The organism is Paraburkholderia kirstenboschensis (genome assembly GCF_032806925.1).
Classification (GTDB): domain Bacteria; phylum Pseudomonadota; class Gammaproteobacteria; order Burkholderiales; family Burkholderiaceae; genus Paraburkholderia; species Paraburkholderia kirstenboschensis.
On the sequence record NZ_CP136513.1, the window covers coordinates 3,739,262 to 3,757,852 of the forward strand.

The following is an 18,591-nucleotide window of genomic DNA, read 5'->3' on the forward strand; positions in this document are numbered from 1 at the left end:
AACAGAACATCCTTTATCTTCACGAAACTCATGACCTCCTCGCCACGCTTGTCCGGATTGCCCCAGGTAGAACCGCTCGATCAGACGTTACGCAGCGAGCTTCAGCACATCATCGACACGAAGACGAAGCCGCCCGGCAGTCTCGGCCGGCTCGAAACGCTCGCGCGGCAGATGGGCCTGATTCAACGCACCACGCATCCAACGGTGGAGCGCCCCGCGCTGATCGTGTTCGCCGGGGACCACGGCATTGCGGCCGAAGGCGTCAGCCCCTATCCGCAAGCGGTGACCGCGCAGATGGTTGCGAATTTTCTGGCGGGCGGCGCGGCAGTCAATGCATTGAGCCGCGTTGCGAGCATCGAACTCGAAGTCGTCAATGCGGGGATTGCGACGCCGTTGCCGCGCACCGATGGCCTCGTCGACATTCCAGTTGGCGCGGGCACGCGCAACTTCGCGCACGAACCTGCGATGACGCACGATCAGGCGCTCACCGCGATGCAAGCCGGCGCGGCGCGCGTGCGGCATCACGTTGCGCTCGGCAGCAACGTGATCGGCTTCGGCGAAATGGGCATCGCCAACACATCGGCGGCGGCGTGCCTGATGAGCCGCATGTGCGGCGTACCGATCGACGAATGCGCGGGACGCGGCACCGGTCTCGACGACGCCGGGCTCGCTAAAAAGCGCAGCGTGCTTGCAGCGGCGCTCGCGCGACACGACGCGTCCGCGGCTCCTCTCGATGTGCTCGCAACCTTCGGCGGCTTCGAAATCGCGATGATGGCCGGCGCGTATCTCGCCGCGGCGCAAGCGCGAATGACGATTCTCGTCGACGGCTTCATCGCCAGTTCGGCGCTGTTGATCGCGGACGCGATTGCGCCCGACGTGCGTGAGTACTGCGTGTTCGCGCATGCGTCGAACGAGGCGGGACATCGGCGCATGCTCGACTATTTCGGCGCACAGCCGCTGTTGTCGCTCGACATGCGGCTCGGCGAAGGCACCGGTGCGGCGCTCGCGGTGCCGTTGCTGCGCGCGGCCTGCGCGTTCATCAACGAGATGGCGAGCTTCGAATCGGCCGGTGTCGCGAACCGCGAAGCGTGAGCCGCGCGGTAACTCGCTTTCAGTCAACGAGCACGCAAGCCATATATGAAACCGCTGGCGGAATTGCGCTACTTTTTCACGGCGCTTGGTTATTTCACACGCGTACCCGTGCCGCGCTGGGTCGGCTATGAGCCGCATTATCTGAATGCGGCGGCTCGCTATTTTCCGCTCGTCGGCGTGTTGGTCGGCGGCATCAGCGCGCTTGTCTATCTCGCGGCACTGCGGGTCTTTCCGGCGGGGGTTGCGGTGTTGTTGTCGATGGCGTCATCGCTATTGATAACGGGCGCGTTCCACGAGGACGGCCTTGCCGATTGCGTCGATGCGTTCGGTGGCGCCTATACGCGCGACGATGCATTGCGCATCATGCACGATTCGCGCATCGGCGCTTTTGGCGCTATTGCGCTGGTCGTCGCGCTTGCGCTCAAGTGGCAGACGCTCGCCTCATTGCCGCCGATGCGCGCCGCAAGTCTGATGGTTGCGGCCCATGCGGCAAGCCGTGCCTGCGCGATCAGCTATCTGGCCACGCTCGACTATGTGCGCGCGGAAGGCAAAGCAAAGCCGGTCGCGCAGCGCCTGAGCGGCACAGCGCTGTTATGCGCCCTCGCGTTCGGATTGCCGTGGCTGTTGTGGCCGGACGGACCTCGCGGGTGGCGCGCGGCCGACTGGCGGTTCGCGGGCTCGGCGCTCGCGATGCTGCTCGCGTTGCGGTTCACAATGGGCCGCTACTTCGTGAAGCGCATCGGCGGCTACACCGGCGATTGTCTCGGCTTTGCGCAACAGATCTTTGAACTGGGCATCTATCTCCTAGGGCTCGCATGGATATCGTCATGATTCGCCATCCCGCCGTCGCACTCGACGCGGGCGTTTGCTACGGCCACAGCGATGTGGCGCTCGCCGAGGCGGCCGACGTGTCGTCCGCGGCACTCGCGTTGAGGCTCGCAAGCATGCAGGTGCCAGCGCCGCGCGTCGTGATGTCGAGCCCGCTGACGCGCTGCTCGGCGCTCGCCGTCGAAATGGCGAACGATTTCGGCTGCGTGCTCAGTCATGACGATCGCCTGAAGGAAATGAATTTCGGCGATTGGGAAGAGCGCCGCTGGGACTCGATCGATCGCGAATTGCTCGACGACTGGGCGTCCAACTTCGAACACGCACGCGCGCATGGCGGTGAGAGCGTCGCGCAATTTGTCATGCGGGTGCGCGCATGGTTCGATGCGTACGCGCAGACCCGCGAGCTGTCACCGGCGTATGTGGTCACGCATGCGGGCGTGATGCGCGCGATTGCTTCCTTGGCGCTCGACGTGCCGCTCGAACGTTGCTTACGGTGGTCGCTGGAGACCGCCAACATCGTCTGGCTGCGCCGCGGCGATGAGGGTCAGCAGTGGTCGCTAGTGAAGTGGAACGCGTGAGCCCGAGGCGCTTCACGCAACATGCGTTACTGCGCGTTTTGTCTGATGCGGGAACGAGCGAGATCAAGGTCCTCGCACATTTGCTTCGCCCCTAGCGCGATGCGCGGCGCGGGCCGGTTGATGAGATCGCCGTCGATTGCGAACAGATTGTTATTGGCGACCGCCGACAGACGCGGCCACGCGCGCCACGCGCCGAGTTGCGGCAAGGTCGTGTCGGGTTTCGTCGCGCCGGGCGCTGCCGTGACGATTGCTTGTGGATTCGCCGCAAGCACGGCTTCGGTCGAAACGGTCGGCACGAGCGGCTGCAATCTCGCGAACACGTTGCGTCCGCCGCATAGCTCGATAACGTCGCTGACCATATGCTCGCCGTTGAGCGTCATCAACGGTTGATCCCACACCTGATAAAACACGCTGACGGCTGGCCGGTTAGCGTACTGCGCACGCAGGCGCGCAATGTCGCGGCGATATGCGGCGGCGGCTGTATCGGCGGTAAACGAGGTGCCGAGCAATTCGCCGAGCTTCGTCAACGAGACAGCGACGTCGTCGAGATGATGCGGCTCGCTGAAGAACAACGGTATGTGCAATTCGCGCAGGCGGTCGAGCTGGCGCTGTGCATTGCCGTGCCGCCACACCACGATTAGATCGGGCTTCAACGCGACGATGCGTTCGAGATCGAGCGACTTGTTGTCGCCCACGCGGGGCAGTTGCTGGGCCTCGGGCGGATAGTCGCTGTACGACACGGCACCCACTATCTTCAAGCCGCCGCCAGCCGCGTACAGCAGTTCGGTGACATGCGGCGCGAGGCTGATTACGCGTTGCGCGGGCGCGGCCAGCGTGAGCACAGCGCCCGTGTCGTCGGTCACGGCGATGCCGGCTTGCGCGCGCAACGCGATGGCGAGAAGCATGACGGCGAGAGCGAGGCGCGGGAATCGTGCGGATGAATTCATTGGATCGAGCGTCGAGTTTTGCGTTGGGCGGATCGATGCGATGCGCTGCGCTGTGATGCGATACGGGCAAGCTTTGCGGTCGTCAACGGATCAGGCCGGTCGCGTTGCGTCAATCGTCTCGACTGCCGCGCCCAAGCTGTTGGCGAGACGCGCCCATTCGTCTTCGCTCGCGGGCAAACCGAAACGCACGCTGCGTGACGATGCGAAAAGCCGCGTCCATACGCCGCGCGTGGCCAATGCCTCGTGCAGGGCTGCGGCACGCGGATCGTCGGTCCACGCGAAGAGCGGCGTGCTGCGGGCACGAATGCCATGAACTTGCAGCAGATCGACGAGGCGCGCGCTGTCCGCTTCGAGCCGTGTGCGCATCTGCTGTTGCCAGGCGCGGTCCGAAAACGCGGCCTTCACGGCATGACGCGCGGGACCGCTGACGGTCCACGCGCCGAGCACGCGGCGCAAGCTGTCGAGCAGCGCGGGCGCGGCGAGCACGAAACCGGCGCGTACGCCCGCAAGTCCGAAGAACTTCCCGGGCGAGCGCAACACGATCAAACCCTCGCGATCCGTACAGCTTGCAAGCGACGCGGCGGGCATCGTATCCGCGAAGGCTTCGTCGACGAGCAGGCTGCCGCCGCGTGCGCGCAACTGCGCGTGCCAATCGAGCAGCTTCGCAGCGCTCAGATGCTCGGCGGTCGGATTATTCGGATTCACGACGGCCACATGCGTGAGCGCATCGGGCAGCACATTCCACGCAACATCGAGCGGCACCACGCGATGTCCGGCCCGCTCGAATGCAGGCGCATATTCGCTGTAGGTGAGCGGCGCGATGCCGACTCCCGCGCGCGGCAGCAACGCCGGCAACGCGCGAATCGCCGCCTGGCTTCCGGCAACCGGCAACACATGCGCCGCGTCCGGCGCACCGTAGTAGCGCGCGGCGCAGTCGGCGAGGCCGTCGCCTTCGTCGGGCAGGCGGCGCCAGGCGTCGGCGGGAACGGGCGGCACGGGATAGCCGTGCGGATTGATTCCCGTCGACAGATCGAGCCACTGCGCGTACGGAATGCGATAGCGCTCAGCCGCTTCGTGCAGATTGCCGCCATGCACGATCGTCGCACTGGATGACGCGCATGCAGCCGGCGCTTCGCCAGCGTGCCCCGGCTTTATATTTTGAAGTGAGCGCCGCTCGTCCATTCGTTCAGACATGCAAGGGCACGCTCAGCAAGGCCAGCACGATCAGCACCGCGAGCCACAAAATCACCGTACGCTCGACCAGCATGAGCGCGGCCGTGATGTGAGCGGCCTTCGCGGGATGCCCGAAGCCGAGCATGGGCCGATGTTCGAGCGCGCCGTTATAAACGGCGGGACCGCCGATCAGCACGTTCAGACTGCCCGCGCCCGAGGCCATGACCGGCCCTGCGTTCGGGCTGTCCCAGCGCGGCGCCTGTTCGCGCCAGCAACGCCACGCGGTGCGCGTGTCGCCGAGCAGCGCATAGCTCGCGGCGGTGAGGCGCGCGGGAATCCAGTTGAGCACGTCGTCCAGTCGCGCGGCGGCCCAGCCGAAGCGCAAATAGCGCGGCGTGCGGTAACCCCACATGGCATCGAGCGTGTTGGCGAGGCGAAATCCGAGCGCGCCCGGACCGCCCGCGATCGCGAACCAGAAGAGCGCGCCGAAGATCGCGTCGTTGCCGTTTTCGAGTGCCGATTCGACGGCGGCGCGGGCAAGCGCGGCTTCATCGGCGTTGGCCGTTTCGCGCGAGACGATCCGCGCGGTCAGCAGGCGCGCTTCAGCGAGATCGCGATGCGCGAGCGCCCGCGCGATCGGCTCGATATGGTCGTGCAGGCTGCGTGCCCCGAGCGCGAACCACAGCAATGCAACGTGCACTGCGCAGGCCGCGAAAAACGGCAGCACGGCGACGAGCCACCAGGCGACCAGCACCGGCGGCAGCACGGCAAGCGACCATGCGAGCAGCCCCTTGAGCCGCAAGCGTCGTCCGCGGTTGTAATGCGCTTCGAAACGTGCCGCCCATTTGCCGAAAGCCACCAGCGGATGAGCGCCGCCCGGCTCGCCGAACCAGCGGTCGACGGCCACGCCCGCAGTTGCGAGTGTGACGATAAGAGGAAGCGAGAGCATCACGCGCCGCCCGCGGTTTTGAGCGTGAGCGGCAGGCCCGCGACCATCATCGTGGCCTGCGTGGAGAGCGCCGCGACGCGCTGATTCAGCCGCCCGAGTTCGTCGACGTAAAGACGCGTTGCCGCGCCGAGCGGCACGACGCCGAGGCCGATTTCGTTGCTGACCACGATGACCTTGCCGCGAGCGTTGCCAAGCGCGGCCCCCAGTTCTTCGGTGCGGGCTCGATATTGATCGGGCGGCAGGCCGTCGCCATCGGCGGGACACAGCAGGTTGGCGAGCCATAGCGTGAGGCAGTCGATCAGCGTGCAATGCCCTGGCGCGTCGGCCCGGGAGATAGCGCCGGCGAGATCGACGTCTGCTTCCAGCAAACGCCACTGTGCGGGGCGCCGCGCACGATGATGCGCGATGCGCGCGGTGAATTCGGCGTCGCCGGTCACGCGTGCCGTGGCGATGTAGGTCACCGGCAGCGCGCTTTGGCCGGCAAGCTGTTCCGCGTGCACGCTCTTGCCTGAGCGCGCGCCGCCGAGAACGAAGGTGAGGTCGCGGGAAATCATCGCGTGATTGTACCGGCGTGCAGCGCGGGCGGGCGCGATGGGATAATGCCGCGGTTTAATAGTCCTTTCCTTCGCCGAGTCCGACATTTCCGTGACCATCCATTCGATCTCGCATGACGCCGTATCCGTGCCGCGCGGCACGCTAATGATCCAGGGCACCACGTCCGATGCGGGCAAGAGTACGCTGGTCGCCGGCTTATGCAGGCTCGCGCGGCGCGCCGGTGTCCGGGTCGCGCCGTTCAAGCCGCAGAACATGGCGCTTAACAGCGCAGTGACCGTCGACGGCGGCGAGATCGGTCGCGCTCAGGCGTTGCAGGCAGTGGCCGCCGGCATCGCCGCGCACACCGATCTGAACCCCGTGATGCTCAAGCCCACGAGCGATCGCGGCGCGCAGGTGATCATCCACGGCAAGGCGCGCATGAATCTCGACGCCCGCGCGTATCACGATTACAAACCCATCGCTTTCGAAGCGGTGCTTGCGTCCTACGCGCGGTTGCAAGCGGCGTATGACACGATTTTCGTGGAAGGCGCGGGCAGTCCGGCCGAGATCAATCTGCGCGAGCGCGACATCGCCAACATGGGTTTTGCCGAAGCCGTCGACTGTCCGGTCGTGCTGGTGGCGGACATCGACCGGGGCGGGGTATTCGCGCATCTGACGGGGACGCTTGCGTGCCTGTCGGCAAGCGAGCAGGCGCGTGTACGGGGTTTCATCATCAACCGTTTTCGAGGCGATATCGGACTGCTGAAGCCGGGTCTCGACTGGCTTGAGGCGAAGACCGGCAAGCCGGTGCTGGGCGTCGTCCCGTATTTGCACGGTCTCACGCTCGACGCCGAGGACATGCTGCCGCCCGAGCTGCGCGCGGCGCAGCGCGGCGACGCCGCGCGCACCTTGCGGGTGGTCGTGCCGGTGCTGCCGCACATCAGCAACCACACGGATTTCGACGCGCTGCGCGCGCATCCGCAGGTCGATTTTCATTACGTGAGAAGCGGCACGCCGCCGCCGCCCGCGGACCTCATCATCCTGCCGGGTTCGAAGAACGTGCCCGGCGATCTGGCGTTTCTGCGTGCGCAAGGCTGGGACACGGTGCTGCAACGGCACTTGCGCTATGGCGGGCGCGTGATCGGTATATGCGGCGGGATGCAGATGCTCGGCCGCGAGGTCGCCGATCCGCACGGCGTGGAAGGTGCGCCGGGAACGTCGGCGGGCCTTGGCTGGCTCGACTACTCGACAGTGCTGACGCGCGAAAAGACGCTGAAGAACGTGACCGGCCGCCTCGCGTTGCCAGGCTCGCCGGAGGTGGGCGGTTACGAGATCCATATGGGCGAGACGCAAGGACCGGCGCTGGAATCGCCGGCGCTGCGCCTGGGGCCGCCGGGTGAAGCGCGTCCCGACGGCGCAATTTCCGCGGATGGCCAGATCCTCGCGACGTACGTGCACGGCCTGTTCGACACACCGGCCGCCTGCGCGGCGCTGCTGGCCTGGGCCGGACTGAGCGACGCGGACGCAATCGACTACCCGGCGTTGCGCGAAGCGTCGCTGGACCGGCTCGCCGACACGCTGGCTGAACACCTGGATCTGGCGAGGTTGATGGCCGCGATGGCTTGACGGACGGACTGGCCCGCGCGGCGATCGCATTCTGCGAAGAAGAGCCAAAGCCAAGCGGACTTCGCGTCGCGCTGCCTGCGATGTCCCGCGGTTCTGTCAATACAGCACGATCTGCGTGCAGCGAAACAGGGCGATTGTCTTGCCGTTCGGACCGGTGACCGTGGCGTCCCAAACCTGCGTGCTGCGGCCAAGGTGCACGCCCTTTGCCACCGCGCGGATCGTGCCTTCGGTCGCCGTGCCGAGAAAGTTGCTTTTTAGCTCGACTGTCGTGAAGTTGCGCGCCGTTTCCGGCAGGTGGGCGAGGCACGCATAGCCGCAAGCGGTGTCCGCGAGACCGATTACGGTGGCCGCGTGCAGAAAGCCGTTCGGCGCGAGCAATTCTTCCCGCACGGTCAATTCCGCAGTCAGCGCGCCTTCGTCCAGCGACAGCACATGCACGCCCAGCAAGCCTGGCAGCTTGCCCTTCTGGCGTTCGTGCAGTCGTTCGACGGTGTATTCCGGCCGGAGTTTGCTCATTGGATTGGCTTCCTGAAAAGGTTGAATCGGTGATGGGGGCGACCGATTAGCCGTTCGGGGGCTTCGGCCTCGTCGCATTTGTCGATATTATCAACGGCTGGATCGGCGCACGGACTCGAATCTGTGCAAATCGGCGCGCCGATATGACAACAGGCACAAGCCAAAAGCAGAAGGTTCAGGGCAGAACGCGGCGAACCGGCTGGCGTCGTCCAGCCTTCATTCCGGGAGTATTCATGACGGTAATCGTGGTGGCGAATCCGAAGGGCGGCGTGGGCAAAAGCACGCTGTCGACCAATCTGGCCGGCTATTTCGCCGCAACCGGCGAGTGGGTTGCGCTCGCCGATCTCGACAAGCAGCAGTCAGCGCATGCGTGGCTGTCATTGCGGCCGGAAACGCTGCCTGCCATCGAAACGTGGGAAGTCAACCCCGAGACGCCCGCCAAACCGCCAAAGGGCCTCGAGCACGCGATCATCGACACCCCGGCCGGCTTGCACGGCAATCGCATGAATATCGCGCTGGAGCTGGCCGACAAGGTGATCGTGCCGCTGCAGCCGTCGATGTTCGATATTCTGGCTACGCAGGAATTTCTGGAGCGGCTCGCGAAGGAAAAAGCGGTCAGGAAAGGTGCAATCGAGATCGGCGTGGTGGGCATGCGCGTCGATGCGCGCACGCGTTCGGCGGAGCAGTTGCACCGTTTCGTCGAGGGGCTGAAGCTGCCGGTGCTCGGCTATCTGCGCGACACGCAGAACTACGTGCAGCTGGCGGCGCATGGCCTGACCTTGTGGGACGTCGCCAAAAGCCGCGTGGAGAAGGACCTGGAGCAGTGGCAGCCGATCATCGAGTGGACGAATGGCGCCGGCCGGAAGGGGTGAGGGCGGGGCTTCGGTGAGGCTCGTGTTGGCTTAAAACCGTTGGTTCTGACGAGAGTCGACCGGAGCCGGCGGGAGTGAAGGGGAGCCAACCGGTAGCCATCAGCAGCAACCCGGGGCCACCAGCGCCACCAGGGCCACGCGAGCCACCCGAGCCACCCGAGCCACCCGAGCCACCCGAGCGAGGCAGCATGGCCGCCGCTTCGATCGGCCGCGTGACGCTGAACCGGGGGCGGCAAAGCCCAGTCGAGCCGAGCCCGGTTACAAAAAGCTCAGGCGAGTGCGTCGCTCAATTCCAGTTCTGCGTTGGCACGTGATCGCGGCCGCCCTTGATCTTGTTGTTCTCATCGACGAACACGAGGTCCGGCTTCCAGCCCGCCCTCAACTCCGCTTCGTCGACCACCGCGAAGGCCGCGATGATCACCAGGTCGCCCAGTTGCGCGCGCCGCGCGGCCGAGCCGTTCAGCGAAATCATGCCGCTGCCGCGCTCGCCCTTGATCGCATAGGTCGAGAAACGCTCACCATTGTTGATGTTCCAGATGTCGATCCGTTCGTTTTCGACAATGTTCGCGGCTTCGAGCAGGTCTTCGTCGATCGCGCACGAGCCTTCGTAGTGCAACTCGCAGTGCGTGACCGCGACGCGGTGGATCTTCGACTTCAGCATGTTGCGTTGCATAACCAATCAATCCTTGTAACTTCTTACGCGTGTCTACGCTGTTCCAGACGGCTTCAGATTTCGAGGTTGTCGATAAGACGGGTCGCACCGAGCTTGGCGGCGGCCAGCACCACGAGTTCCGCGTTCGCGTCTTGCGGACCCGGCGGCAGCAGATTCGAGCGCTTGCGCACCGCGATGTAGTCGGGCTGCCAGCCGCGAGCCGTGAGCGACGCCATCGCCGCGCGCTCCAGCGCCGCGAAGTCGCGCTCGCCCGCAAGCACCGCGTCGCGCACGCGATTGAGCTCGGCGGCCAGTATCGGCGCCTCGGTGCGCTCGGCCGGCTGCAAGTAGCGGTTGCGCGAGCTGAGCGCAAGACCGTCGGTATCGCGCACGGTCTCTGCCGCGATGATGTCGGTCGGCACCGCGAACTGCTGGCACATGCGGCGCACGATCATCAGCTGCTGGTAGTCCTTCTTGCCGAACACCGCCACACGCGGCTGCACGCACGACATCAGCTTCATCACGACGGTGCACACGCCCTGAAAAAAGCCCGGCCGGAATTCGCCTTCGAGAATGTCGCCGAGATCGTGTGGCGGGTGCACCCGGTATTCCTGCGGCTCCGGATAGAGGTCGCGCTCTGTCGGCGCGAACAGCACGTAGACGTTTTCCTTCTGCAGCTTCTCGATATCGGCTTCCATCGTGCGCGGATATTTGTCGAAATCCTCGTTCGGCCCGAACTGCAGACGATTGACGAAGATGCTCGCCACCACCGGATCGCCGTGCTGGCGCGCGAGGCGCATCAGCGACAGATGGCCCTCGTGCAGATTGCCCATGGTCGGCACAAAGGCCGTGCGATTCTGGCCGCGCAACTGGTCGCGCAATTCATGGATCGAGCTGATGACTTTCATGATCGGACAGGGATTCCTCGCGCGGCGCGAGACTGGGTTGACGCAAAGGCCTCAGGCTATTGCGCGGCCCGCCGCCTCACTGGTAATGACAGGTTCGGAGCGCGGGATTGTAGTGGATTTGGCCGCCGGACGCACCGAAACGAGGCCTGATGGCCGTTTTTGGAGCATGAAGCCCGGCCCGCTGCGCCCAAACCGGTTTCCGCTTCAGGCCGGCAAATAGGCGAGGCGCACGTAGATGGGTGCGAACGGCTCGGCCTGAGTAATTTCGACGAGCGATTCCCGGCACAACTCGAGCATCGCGATGAAGTTGACCACGACGACCGGCACACCCTTGCTGGTATCGAACAGGTCGGAGAATTCGACGAAGCGCGCGTTCTGAAGTTGCCGGAGGATCGAACTCATATGCTCGCGCACAGACAGTTCTTCGCGCGAAATCTTGTGATGCTGGACGAGCTTCGCGCGCTTGATCACGTCGGCCCAGGCGGCGCGCAGGTCTTCGCTGTTCACGTCGGGAAAGCGCGGCGTGATGCTTTGCTCGATATAGACCTCGGCGCGCAGGAAGTCGCGGCCGAGTTGCGGCAACTGGTCGATGCGCTGTGCGGCGAGCTTCATCTGCTCGTATTCGAGCAGGCGCCGCACCAGTTCCGCGCGCGGGTCTTCGGCTTCCTCGCCGCTGTCGGCCTTCTTGACGGGCAACAGCATGCGCGACTTGATCTCGATCAGCATCGCGGCCATCAGCAGATATTCGGACGCGAGTTCGAGATTGGTCTGGCGCAACTGGTCGACATAGCCGAGGTATTGCACCGTGACATCCGCCATGGGAATGTCGAGTACGTTGAAGTTCTGCTTGCGGATCAGGTACAGCAACAGATCCAGCGGGCCCTCGAACGTTTCGAGGAACACTTCGAGCGCGTCCGGCGGGATGTACAGGTCGGTCGGCAGCTTGAAGAGCGGCTCGCCGTAAAGGCGTGCGAAAGCAATGCCGTCGACGGTGTCAGGCGTCGAATCGGTGGCGGGCGCGGCAAGCGCGGCGTCGGACGGAGCCGGCGGCGCGCCGTGTGCCTCGTCGGCGGGATTCATTGATTGGGGGAGGCGCTCAGAAGTTCTGGTAGTACGAGTAAGGCGTCTGTTCGACGCGCGACGCTTTCTGCTCGGCGCGCTCTTCCAGGTCGATCGGCTGCTTGTCCCACAGCAAGGCCCGGCCGCGGCGTTGCTCGGCTTCCAGGTTGGGCTTCTGTTGCTTGAGCTGGTTCAGGAACTGGGTGATGTCCGATTGATACATGGCTCGACGTCCGTGGTTGGGGCGTGGTTGGGCAAATGGCGGCTTGGCCGTGGTCTTCGTGCGGGTGCCGCTAGTATTCCGTAATTTTAGCGCATGCGCCGCGCGCGGTCGAAAAACCCGGTCGGCGCCCGACGCATCGTCGGCTAAATTCCGCTCCGGCGGATCGCAGGAACCCGCATGTCGCACCGCGCGTCAAAGGCGGGCGCGCGGGCCTCGGGCCATGCGCCGCGCGGGCGTTCGCGGGTGCGTTTAGAGATAGCACGGCGCTGCCGATGTGGTCAAATAGCGAGCTTCGGCGGGACTGCGCCCGAACGACAAAATCATCAACCATGGCCGGAGGTCCTGTTTGGCGGGGTGTGCGATCGAAAAGCCGCATGGGCGGCGCAGCGAAGCCGGCGGGGGCCGCGGCGTTTGCACGCCAATGCGGCGCTGGCTGCGCGCGTGGCTCGCCCTGAGCATCCTGGTGCTGATGCTGGCTGGCGGCCCCGCATACGCGGCGCGCGCGGCGGCGAGCTACAAGGTCGATGTCGAAGTATCGCCGCGCTCTCTGCGCAAGCTGCTCGAAGAACACCTGGACGTTGCGCGCTTCGCGAAGCGCCCCGACATCAGCGACGAGCAGTTCGAATTTCTGATTACCGCCACGCCCCAGCAGGTGCGCGATCTGGCCGCCACCCAAGGCTACTTCACCCCGATTGTGCGCACGGACGTGCGTACCGTCGAGAACACGAAGCATGTGACCGTGAGCGTCGATCCTGGACCGCAAACCGTCATCACGTCCATTTCCCTGTCGTTTCGCGGCCCGGTGCTGACCGAGGACCCGGCGCAGGAAAACGCCGCGCGCTTTGCATTTTCGCTGCACGAGGGCGACGCGTTTTCGCAGGCGGGCTGGGACGACGCGAAGAACGCGTCGCTGAAGGCGTTGCAGGCGCGCCGCTATCTGGGCGCGAAGATCTATCACGCCGAGGCGCGCGTCGATCCACGCACGCACGAGGCCAAGCTGTCGGTCGCGTATGAAAGTGGGCCCACCTTCACGATGGGCAAGCTGGACGTGTCGGGCACGCGGCGCTACCCGGAACAGATCGTCGACAATGTGAATCCGATTTCTGTGGGCGACGTGTACGACGTGCAGCGCATTACCGAATTGCAGAGGCAGTTGCAGAACACGCCGTACTACGCGAGCGTCGCGATCGACGTGGACAGCGATCCGGAGAAGCCGGTCGAAACGCCGCTGCATGTGAAGGTGTCGGAGTATCCGTACAACAGCATTCGCGGCGGCGTCGGTTATTCGACCGACAACGGTCCGCTGGTGCAGGGCGCGTACTCGTATCTGAACACGTTCGGCAAGGCATGGCCGTTCACTATCGACGGCCGGGTCGATCAGGTCCAGCAGTACGGCCAGGTTCAGCTTGCAATGCCGCCGGGACGACGGGGGTGGACCAATAGTGTGCTGGCGTCCTACACGACCACGGACGTTTCCGACACGCGTATCTATAGTATCCGCGGCGGTGTGCAGCGTACTCGCACGTCGCAGTTCATCGACTACACGTATGCGATCCTGTTCTACCAGGACCGGCTCGACCAGAACGTCGGCGAGCCGACCACGAGTCGCGCGCTGGTGCCGTCGTGGTCGTGGACCCGGCGCAATACCGACGACCCGCTGTTCCCGCGCAAGGGCAACCTGATCCACGTTGAAGCCGGTTTCGCGGTGAAGGGCGTGCTTACCGACCAGACGTTCATCCGCGGCTACGCGCGCGGCCAGCAGTACCTGCCGATCGGCAAGCAAGACCTCATGGTGTTTCGCGCGGAACTCGGCGGCGTGTTCACGAGCGGCAGTTCGAGCGGCATTCCGGCTTCGCTGCTGTTTCGCGCGGGCGGTTCGAATTCGGTGCGCGGTTATTCCTACCAGAGCATCGGTAACAACGTTCAGGGTTCGGTACTGCCGACAAAATATCTCGTGACGGCATCGGCGGAATACCAGCACTGGTTCACGCACGACTGGGGCGCGGCGGCCTTCTTCGACGTCGGCACGGCCACCGACACCTGGGGCGAGAAAACCTTTTATCCGGGCGTGGGCGTCGGCGCGCGCTGGCGCAGCCCGGTGGGCCCGGTCAATGTCGACCTGGCATACGGCATCCGCAACAGAAGCGTGCGGCCCTATCTGACGCTCGGTATCGCCTTCTAATGCGAACCTCCTTGTACACGAACCACGCATGACGACGGACGTTTCCGCCCAACCTCCCGCGCAGCCGCCCGGCAACCAGCCGCCGGGCGCTGAACCGCCTGGCACGCCCGAACCGCCGCCGGCCAAGCGTCGCGGCGCCGGTCGCCTGCTGCTGAAAACGCTCGGGTGGACGGTCGTGGCGCTGGTGTTGCTCGTCGCGTTGGCGCTTGGCCTGCTGTACGGCGCGCTCACCACGGAGCGCGGCACCGCCTATGCGTGGCAGGCGGCGATCAAGTTGCTCGGCGGCAAGCTGAGCGGCACACTGGAAAGCGGAGCGCTCGCGAACGGCGTCCGGCTGCGCGAGGTGCGCTGGCGCGCGCTGGACGGCAGCGGCACGGACATTCAGATCGACGGGGTGTCGGGCCGCTGGGCGCTTATGCGCGAGCCGTGGCGTTTCACCATCGACTATCTGCATGTGGGCACCGTGGACGCGCGTATCGGCGCCTCGTCGTCGAGCAGCAGCGAGCCGCTGAAGCTGCCGCAAGATCTGCGCTTGCCGATGCAGCTTGAAATCCGCGACGTGCAGGTGGACAAGCTGTTGTTGCGCCATGGCACCTCGACAACCGAGTTTTCGCACTTCGCTTTCCATGGACGCAGCGACGGGCGTCACCACGAGGCCGCGATCGAGCGGCTCGATACGCCGTTCGGCGCGGTGACGGCGTCGGCAAAGCTCGACGGCGTGCGGCCGTTTCCGCTGACGGGGGACGTGGGTTATTCGGGCAAGGTCAACGACGAGGCCGTGCAGGTGGGCGGGCATCTGAGCGGCTCGCTGGCAAATCTCGTCGCCGAACTCGACGCGAGCGGTATGAAGCTCGCCGGCCACGCGCAAGTCGAGGCGACGCCGTTCGGCGAGGTGCCGCTCAAACGCGCAACGTTGACGTTCGACCACGTCAATCCGCAGGCGTTTGCGCCGGGCGCGCCGCTCGCCGATCTCGCGGTAAGGGCGGAGCTGCAGCCGGTGGGACAGGAGGCGGGCGCGGTCGGGGCGAGCGCGGCCGGTGGGGCCAGCGTAGCGACTTCGCTGAACTCCGCACAAGGCGCAACCCCAGGACATCCCGCAAGCGCCAGCCAGGCGCACACGGCCGGCAAGAGCGCCGGCGGTTTGACAGTCGCGGGCCATGTCTCGATTGTCAATGCGCGTCCCGGCGCGATCGATCAACACCTGCTGCCGCTCATCGACGCCAACGCCGACGTGCGCCTCGACGCCACCGCGCAGCGTATTTCGAATCTCGCCGTGCGCCTCGTGAAGAGCGCCACGCTGACCGGCAGCGGCGCGCTGAGCGGCAAGCGCGGCCAGTTCGACCTGCAGGTCGCCGGTCTCGACCTGAACGCGCTTCAGGCGACGGTGCGGCCCACGCAGTTGTCCGGCCCGATCGCTATCCGGCTCAACGACGACATCCAAACCGTCACGCTCGATCTGGCCGATCCCAAAGCGGCGCTGCGCGCGCAGGGCAAACTGACCATCGACCCCGCGCGGCTCAGCTTCAACGACGTGCGTATCACGTCGGGCAAAGGCCGCATCGAACTGTCCGGCGCCCTCAAGCACGACGCGAATTCCAGCTACAACCTGAAGGCGCAACTCACCGATTTTGATCCGTTGACGCTGACCTCGCAAATGCCGTCACGCACGCCAGTCAACGGACCCGCAGTGCCGCAGAGCGAGGCGAAGGGCCGGCTGTCGGCGCAGGCGGCGGCGCAAGCCGGCAGCACGGCCGGCGCCAAAAGCGCAGCTCCGGCCGACAAGGCTGCGGCGGTCGTGAAGAACACCGGCAAGGCCGTCGTCAAGAAAGAGGTGATCGAGCGCAAGACACCCGCGCGCAAGCGCGCTGCGCCGCCAGCGCGCAAGATCGAGGCGAAAGTCAACGGCACGCTGTCCGCGACCGGCATGCTGGCGCCCGTTTTCACCACCAAAGCCGAGTTCAAGCTGGGTCCAAGCGTTTACGACGGCCTGCCGCTGACAGGCGGCGGCACGGTGCAACTTGCGGGCTCGCGGATTTTGCCGAGCCGCGCGAACCTTTCGGTCGCGGGCAACCAGGTCGATCTGCAGGGCAGCTTCGGCGCACGCGGCGACCGCTTGCGCTTTCATATCGACGCACCGGCGCTCGAGCGCCTCGGCTTCGGCCTCGCCGGGCTCGTCGCCGCCGACGGCGACCTCACCGGCTCGTTCGAGCATCCGAACGTGGTGCTGAACTACAAGGCCGACAGCGTTGTGTTGAGCAGCAACCGTATCGGCCATGCAGAAGGTCATGCCGAACTGCGCGACGGCGCGAACGGCGCGCTCGTCTTCACGACAGACGCGCGCAACGTAAGCGCTGGCGGCGTCGATCTCGCCACGCTCACCGCGCGTCTGACCGGCACGCGCGCCAGTCACTCGCTCGAAGCCGCGGCTACCGGCAAGCTGCAGGATCGCCCGCTGGATCTGACGCTGGCGGCCAACGGCAAGCTCACCGAGGCGCGCGACGGCACGCGCTGGGACGGCACGGTGACGCGTCTGCAAAACCGCGGCACGCCCGCGTTGAATCTCGAGTCGCCGCTTACCGTGAGCGCCGGGCCGCGCCGCCTGACGCTCGGCGCGACACGGCTCACGCTCGAAGGTGCGGTGTTGAGCCTGAAGTCGTTCTCTTTCGACCACGGCAAGGCACAGTCGGCGGGCAGCCTGACCGGCATTTCCGTGGCGCGTCTGCAGGACTTGCGGCGCGAGATCACCGGCACGCCGCCGGCCGTCAAGACCGATCTGATATTCGACGGCGACTGGGACTTCGCGCTCGGCAGCACGGCAAGCGGCCATATCCAGTTGCGGCGCCGCAGCGGCGACGTCACGGTCGAGATCGGCCGCGGGCTGGCGTCGCTGGGTATTTCGGATATCTCCGCGCGCGCCGAGTTCAGCGGCGGCAACCGCCTGAACGCGACGGTGCATGCGCAGGCAAGCCGCATCGGCGTGATCGAGGCCGACGCGCACACCACGCTGGTTGCGCGCGACGGCTTCCTGAGCGTCAACGAAGAGGGCGCGCTTACCGGCAATGTCAACGCCAATGTGCCGTCGCTGAAAACGACCGGCGGGCTGTTCGGGCCGAGCTATCTGCTCGACGGCCACCTCGCGTTGAAGCTCGCGCTCGGCGGCACCGTCGCCAAGCCTAACCTGACGGGCTCGCTGCTCGGCGACGAGCTTTCCGCCACGCTCGTCGACCAAGGTGTGCAGTTGAAGGACGGCATCGTGCGGGTCGCGCTGTCGCACAACCTCGTCGAGTTCCAGCAGGTCGAGTTCCACGGCGCGAGCGGCACCTTGCGCGCAACCGGCCGGGTGCGTCTGGACGGCGCGGAACCGGACCTGACTGCGAGCATCGTCGCAGACAAGCTCGAACTCTTTGCCGCGCCGGATCGCAATCTGTCGCTGACGGGCAGCGCTAGCGTCGCCAACGCCGGCGCGCAGGGCGGTATGGCGATCAACGGCAAGTTCGTTGTCGACCACGCGTTGTTCGACATGCCGGAGCAATCCGCGCCCAAGCTCGGCGACGACGTGGTGGTCGTACGCCCGGACGGCACGGTGGCGGGCGAGCGGCCGCGGCCGGTGCCGGGCACCAATAAGCCAATCGGTCCGTTTGCACCGCGCGCGAACATCGACATCAACCTCGGCAACAGCTTCCGTTTTCGCGGACAAGGGGCCGACCTCGGCCTGACCGGCACCATCACGGCGATGAGCGCGCCGAATCTGCCGTTGCGCGCGGTCGGCAACGTGCGCGTGACGCAGGGCTCGACCTACACCGCATTCGGCCGCAAGCTCAATATCGAAAACGGCTTCTTCACGTTTAACGGACCGGTCGCCAACCCCGGCATCAATATCCTGGCAATGCGCCGCAATCAGCAGGTGGAGGCGGGCGTCTCGGTTACGGGCACGGTGAACTTCCCGGTCGCGAAGCTCGTGTCGGAGCCGAACGTGCCGGATACCGAAAAGCTCTCGTGGCTGCTCTTTGGCCATGGCACCGATCAGGGCAACAACCTTGGCCAGCAGAGCACGATGACCACCGCGCTCGCGTTGCTCGGCAGCGCGAGCGGCAAGCGGATTGCGCAGACCTTCGGTCTCGACGAGTTTTCGATTGGCCGCAGCGAAGTCGGATTGACCGATCCGCAGGTCGTGATGGTGTCGAAGGCGATCAACGAATGGCTCGTGATCGGCTATGAGCAAGGGTTGCAGTCGGCGAGCAACGCGGTCAAGGCGACGGTCAACCTGACGCGCTACTGGTCCGTCGCAGCCTATGGCGGCACGTTCGACGGGATCGAGCTGCTTTATACGCGGCGCTATGACCGGATCAAGTGGTGGTGATGTTCTTCTGGCCGCTCGCGCTGTCCTGAAGAGCGCCATGCCCCGACCATGAAAAAGCAGGCGAAAAAAAACGGCACGCCTTTTACAGCGTG

Annotated in this window: 16 protein-coding genes; 7 read left to right on the top strand and 9 right to left on the bottom strand. The window is 65.6% G+C overall.

Annotated features, from left to right (window positions below):
- Positions 1 to 30 precede the first annotated feature (30 nt).
- Genes cobT through cobC form a run of 3 tightly spaced genes read left to right on the top strand, consistent with a single transcriptional unit; the run spans position 31 to position 2,498 of the window.
- Positions 31 to 1,092 carry a nicotinate-nucleotide--dimethylbenzimidazole phosphoribosyltransferase gene (gene cobT, locus RW095_RS39445; protein ID WP_317021010.1) on the top strand — a complete coding sequence of 354 codons (1,062 nt, stop codon included), beginning with the start codon at positions 31 to 33 and terminating at the stop codon, positions 1,090 to 1,092.
- 45 nt (positions 1,093 to 1,137) lie between these two features.
- Positions 1,138 to 1,923 (top strand): adenosylcobinamide-GDP ribazoletransferase, encoded by a 786-nt coding sequence (locus RW095_RS39450; protein ID WP_317021011.1) that lies wholly within the window; start codon positions 1,138 to 1,140, stop codon positions 1,921 to 1,923.
- The gene (cobC, locus tag RW095_RS39455; RefSeq protein WP_317021012.1) at positions 1,908 to 2,498 is read left to right on the top strand and encodes an alpha-ribazole phosphatase; all 591 of its coding nucleotides are present in this window, start codon (positions 1,908 to 1,910) and stop codon (positions 2,496 to 2,498) included. Before RW095_RS39450 ends, cobC begins: the two co-directional genes overlap by 16 nt.
- 26 nt (positions 2,499 to 2,524) lie before the next feature.
- Here the strand turns inward: cobC and RW095_RS39460 are convergent, their stop codons facing one another.
- From RW095_RS39460 to cobU, 4 genes are all read right to left on the bottom strand, one after another.
- Complete coding sequence (locus tag RW095_RS39460; RefSeq protein WP_394365181.1) at positions 2,525 to 3,445, bottom strand: cobalamin-binding protein; 921 nt, start codon at positions 3,443 to 3,445, stop codon at positions 2,525 to 2,527.
- Positions 3,446 to 3,535: 90 nt separating this feature from the next.
- Positions 3,536 to 4,639, bottom strand: a complete 1,104-nt coding sequence (gene cobD, locus RW095_RS39465) for a threonine-phosphate decarboxylase CobD (protein ID WP_317021013.1) — start codon at positions 4,637 to 4,639, stop codon at positions 3,536 to 3,538.
- A complete protein-coding gene (gene cbiB, locus RW095_RS39470; protein ID WP_317021014.1) occupies positions 4,632 to 5,567 on the bottom strand; it encodes an adenosylcobinamide-phosphate synthase CbiB in 936 nt (311 codons plus the stop codon). Before cbiB ends, cobD begins: the two co-directional genes overlap by 8 nt.
- Entirely contained in the window at positions 5,567 to 6,121 is a 555-nt protein-coding gene (gene cobU, locus RW095_RS39475; protein ID WP_317021015.1) for a bifunctional adenosylcobinamide kinase/adenosylcobinamide-phosphate guanylyltransferase, read from the bottom strand. The genes cbiB and cobU overlap by 1 nt, the downstream gene beginning before the upstream one ends.
- A gap of 145 nt (positions 6,122 to 6,266) precedes the next feature.
- On the opposite strand from cobU, the gene RW095_RS39480 reads away from it, so the two are divergent.
- On the top strand, positions 6,267 to 7,727 hold the full coding sequence (locus tag RW095_RS39480) for a cobyric acid synthase (protein WP_317022840.1): 1,461 nt from the start codon (positions 6,267 to 6,269) through the stop codon (positions 7,725 to 7,727).
- A 96-nt stretch (positions 7,728 to 7,823) separates the two neighbouring features.
- Here the strand turns inward: RW095_RS39480 and RW095_RS39485 are convergent, their stop codons facing one another.
- Positions 7,824 to 8,243 (bottom strand): PaaI family thioesterase, encoded by a 420-nt coding sequence (locus RW095_RS39485; protein WP_317021016.1) that lies wholly within the window; start codon positions 8,241 to 8,243, stop codon positions 7,824 to 7,826.
- A gap of 233 nt (positions 8,244 to 8,476) precedes the next feature.
- Here RW095_RS39485 and RW095_RS39490 point away from each other — a divergent pair, with 233 nt between their 5' ends.
- The gene (locus RW095_RS39490) at positions 8,477 to 9,115 is read left to right on the top strand and encodes a ParA family protein (RefSeq protein WP_317021017.1); all 639 of its coding nucleotides are present in this window, start codon (positions 8,477 to 8,479) and stop codon (positions 9,113 to 9,115) included.
- A gap of 286 nt (positions 9,116 to 9,401) precedes the next feature.
- Here the strand turns inward: RW095_RS39490 and panD are convergent, their stop codons facing one another.
- The 4 genes from panD to RW095_RS39510 form a co-directional block, all read right to left on the bottom strand.
- On the bottom strand, positions 9,402 to 9,788 hold the full coding sequence (gene panD, locus RW095_RS39495; RefSeq protein ID WP_317021018.1) for an aspartate 1-decarboxylase: 387 nt from the start codon (positions 9,786 to 9,788) through the stop codon (positions 9,402 to 9,404).
- 53 nt (positions 9,789 to 9,841) lie between these two features.
- Positions 9,842 to 10,675, bottom strand: a complete 834-nt coding sequence (panC, locus tag RW095_RS39500) for a pantoate--beta-alanine ligase (protein WP_317021019.1) — start codon at positions 10,673 to 10,675, stop codon at positions 9,842 to 9,844.
- 204 nt (positions 10,676 to 10,879) lie between these two features.
- Complete coding sequence (locus tag RW095_RS39505; RefSeq protein WP_317021020.1) at positions 10,880 to 11,755, bottom strand: segregation and condensation protein A; 876 nt, start codon at positions 11,753 to 11,755, stop codon at positions 10,880 to 10,882.
- A 16-nt stretch (positions 11,756 to 11,771) separates the two neighbouring features.
- Complete coding sequence (locus RW095_RS39510) at positions 11,772 to 11,957, bottom strand: DUF3460 family protein (protein WP_007175923.1); 186 nt, start codon at positions 11,955 to 11,957, stop codon at positions 11,772 to 11,774.
- Positions 11,958 to 12,303: 346 nt separating this feature from the next.
- On the opposite strand from RW095_RS39510, the gene RW095_RS39515 reads away from it, so the two are divergent.
- Positions 12,304 to 14,139, top strand: coding sequence for an autotransporter assembly complex protein TamA (locus tag RW095_RS39515; protein ID WP_317021021.1), 1,836 nt, complete (start codon positions 12,304 to 12,306; stop codon positions 14,137 to 14,139).
- A gap of 28 nt (positions 14,140 to 14,167) precedes the next feature.
- Entirely contained in the window at positions 14,168 to 18,499 is a 4,332-nt protein-coding gene (locus tag RW095_RS39520) for a translocation/assembly module TamB domain-containing protein (protein WP_317021022.1), read from the top strand.
- The last annotated feature ends 92 nt before the right edge of the window (positions 18,500 to 18,591 follow it).

What these genes read in the sequence shown, in the direction of transcription:
- RW095_RS39480 (WP_317022840.1), top strand. Translation starts at nt 6,267, where the DNA reads ATGATCCAGGGCACCACGTCCGATGCGGGCAAGAGTACGCTGGTCGCC.
- panC (WP_317021019.1), bottom strand. Translation starts at nt 10,675, where the DNA reads ATGAAAGTCATCAGCTCGATCCATGAATTGCGCGACCAGTTGCGCGGC.
- cbiB (WP_317021014.1), bottom strand. Translation starts at nt 5,567, where the DNA reads ATGCTCTCGCTTCCTCTTATCGTCACACTCGCAACTGCGGGCGTGGCC.
- cobT (WP_317021010.1), top strand. Translation starts at nt 31, where the DNA reads ATGACCTCCTCGCCACGCTTGTCCGGATTGCCCCAGGTAGAACCGCTC.
- cobD (WP_317021013.1), bottom strand. Translation starts at nt 4,639, where the DNA reads ATGTCTGAACGAATGGACGAGCGGCGCTCACTTCAAAATATAAAGCCG.
- RW095_RS39505 (WP_317021020.1), bottom strand. Translation starts at nt 11,755, where the DNA reads ATGAATCCCGCCGACGAGGCACACGGCGCGCCGCCGGCTCCGTCCGAC.
- panD (WP_317021018.1), bottom strand. Translation starts at nt 9,788, where the DNA reads ATGCAACGCAACATGCTGAAGTCGAAGATCCACCGCGTCGCGGTCACG.
- RW095_RS39520 (WP_317021022.1), top strand. Translation starts at nt 14,168, where the DNA reads ATGACGACGGACGTTTCCGCCCAACCTCCCGCGCAGCCGCCCGGCAAC.
- cobC (WP_317021012.1), top strand. Translation starts at nt 1,908, where the DNA reads ATGGATATCGTCATGATTCGCCATCCCGCCGTCGCACTCGACGCGGGC.
- RW095_RS39490 (WP_317021017.1), top strand. Translation starts at nt 8,477, where the DNA reads ATGACGGTAATCGTGGTGGCGAATCCGAAGGGCGGCGTGGGCAAAAGC.
- RW095_RS39450 (WP_317021011.1), top strand. Translation starts at nt 1,138, where the DNA reads ATGAAACCGCTGGCGGAATTGCGCTACTTTTTCACGGCGCTTGGTTAT.
- RW095_RS39485 (WP_317021016.1), bottom strand. Translation starts at nt 8,243, where the DNA reads ATGAGCAAACTCCGGCCGGAATACACCGTCGAACGACTGCACGAACGC.
- RW095_RS39460 (WP_394365181.1), bottom strand. Translation starts at nt 3,445, where the DNA reads ATGAATTCATCCGCACGATTCCCGCGCCTCGCTCTCGCCGTCATGCTT.
- RW095_RS39510 (WP_007175923.1), bottom strand. Translation starts at nt 11,957, where the DNA reads ATGTATCAATCGGACATCACCCAGTTCCTGAACCAGCTCAAGCAACAG.
- cobU (WP_317021015.1), bottom strand. Translation starts at nt 6,121, where the DNA reads ATGATTTCCCGCGACCTCACCTTCGTTCTCGGCGGCGCGCGCTCAGGC.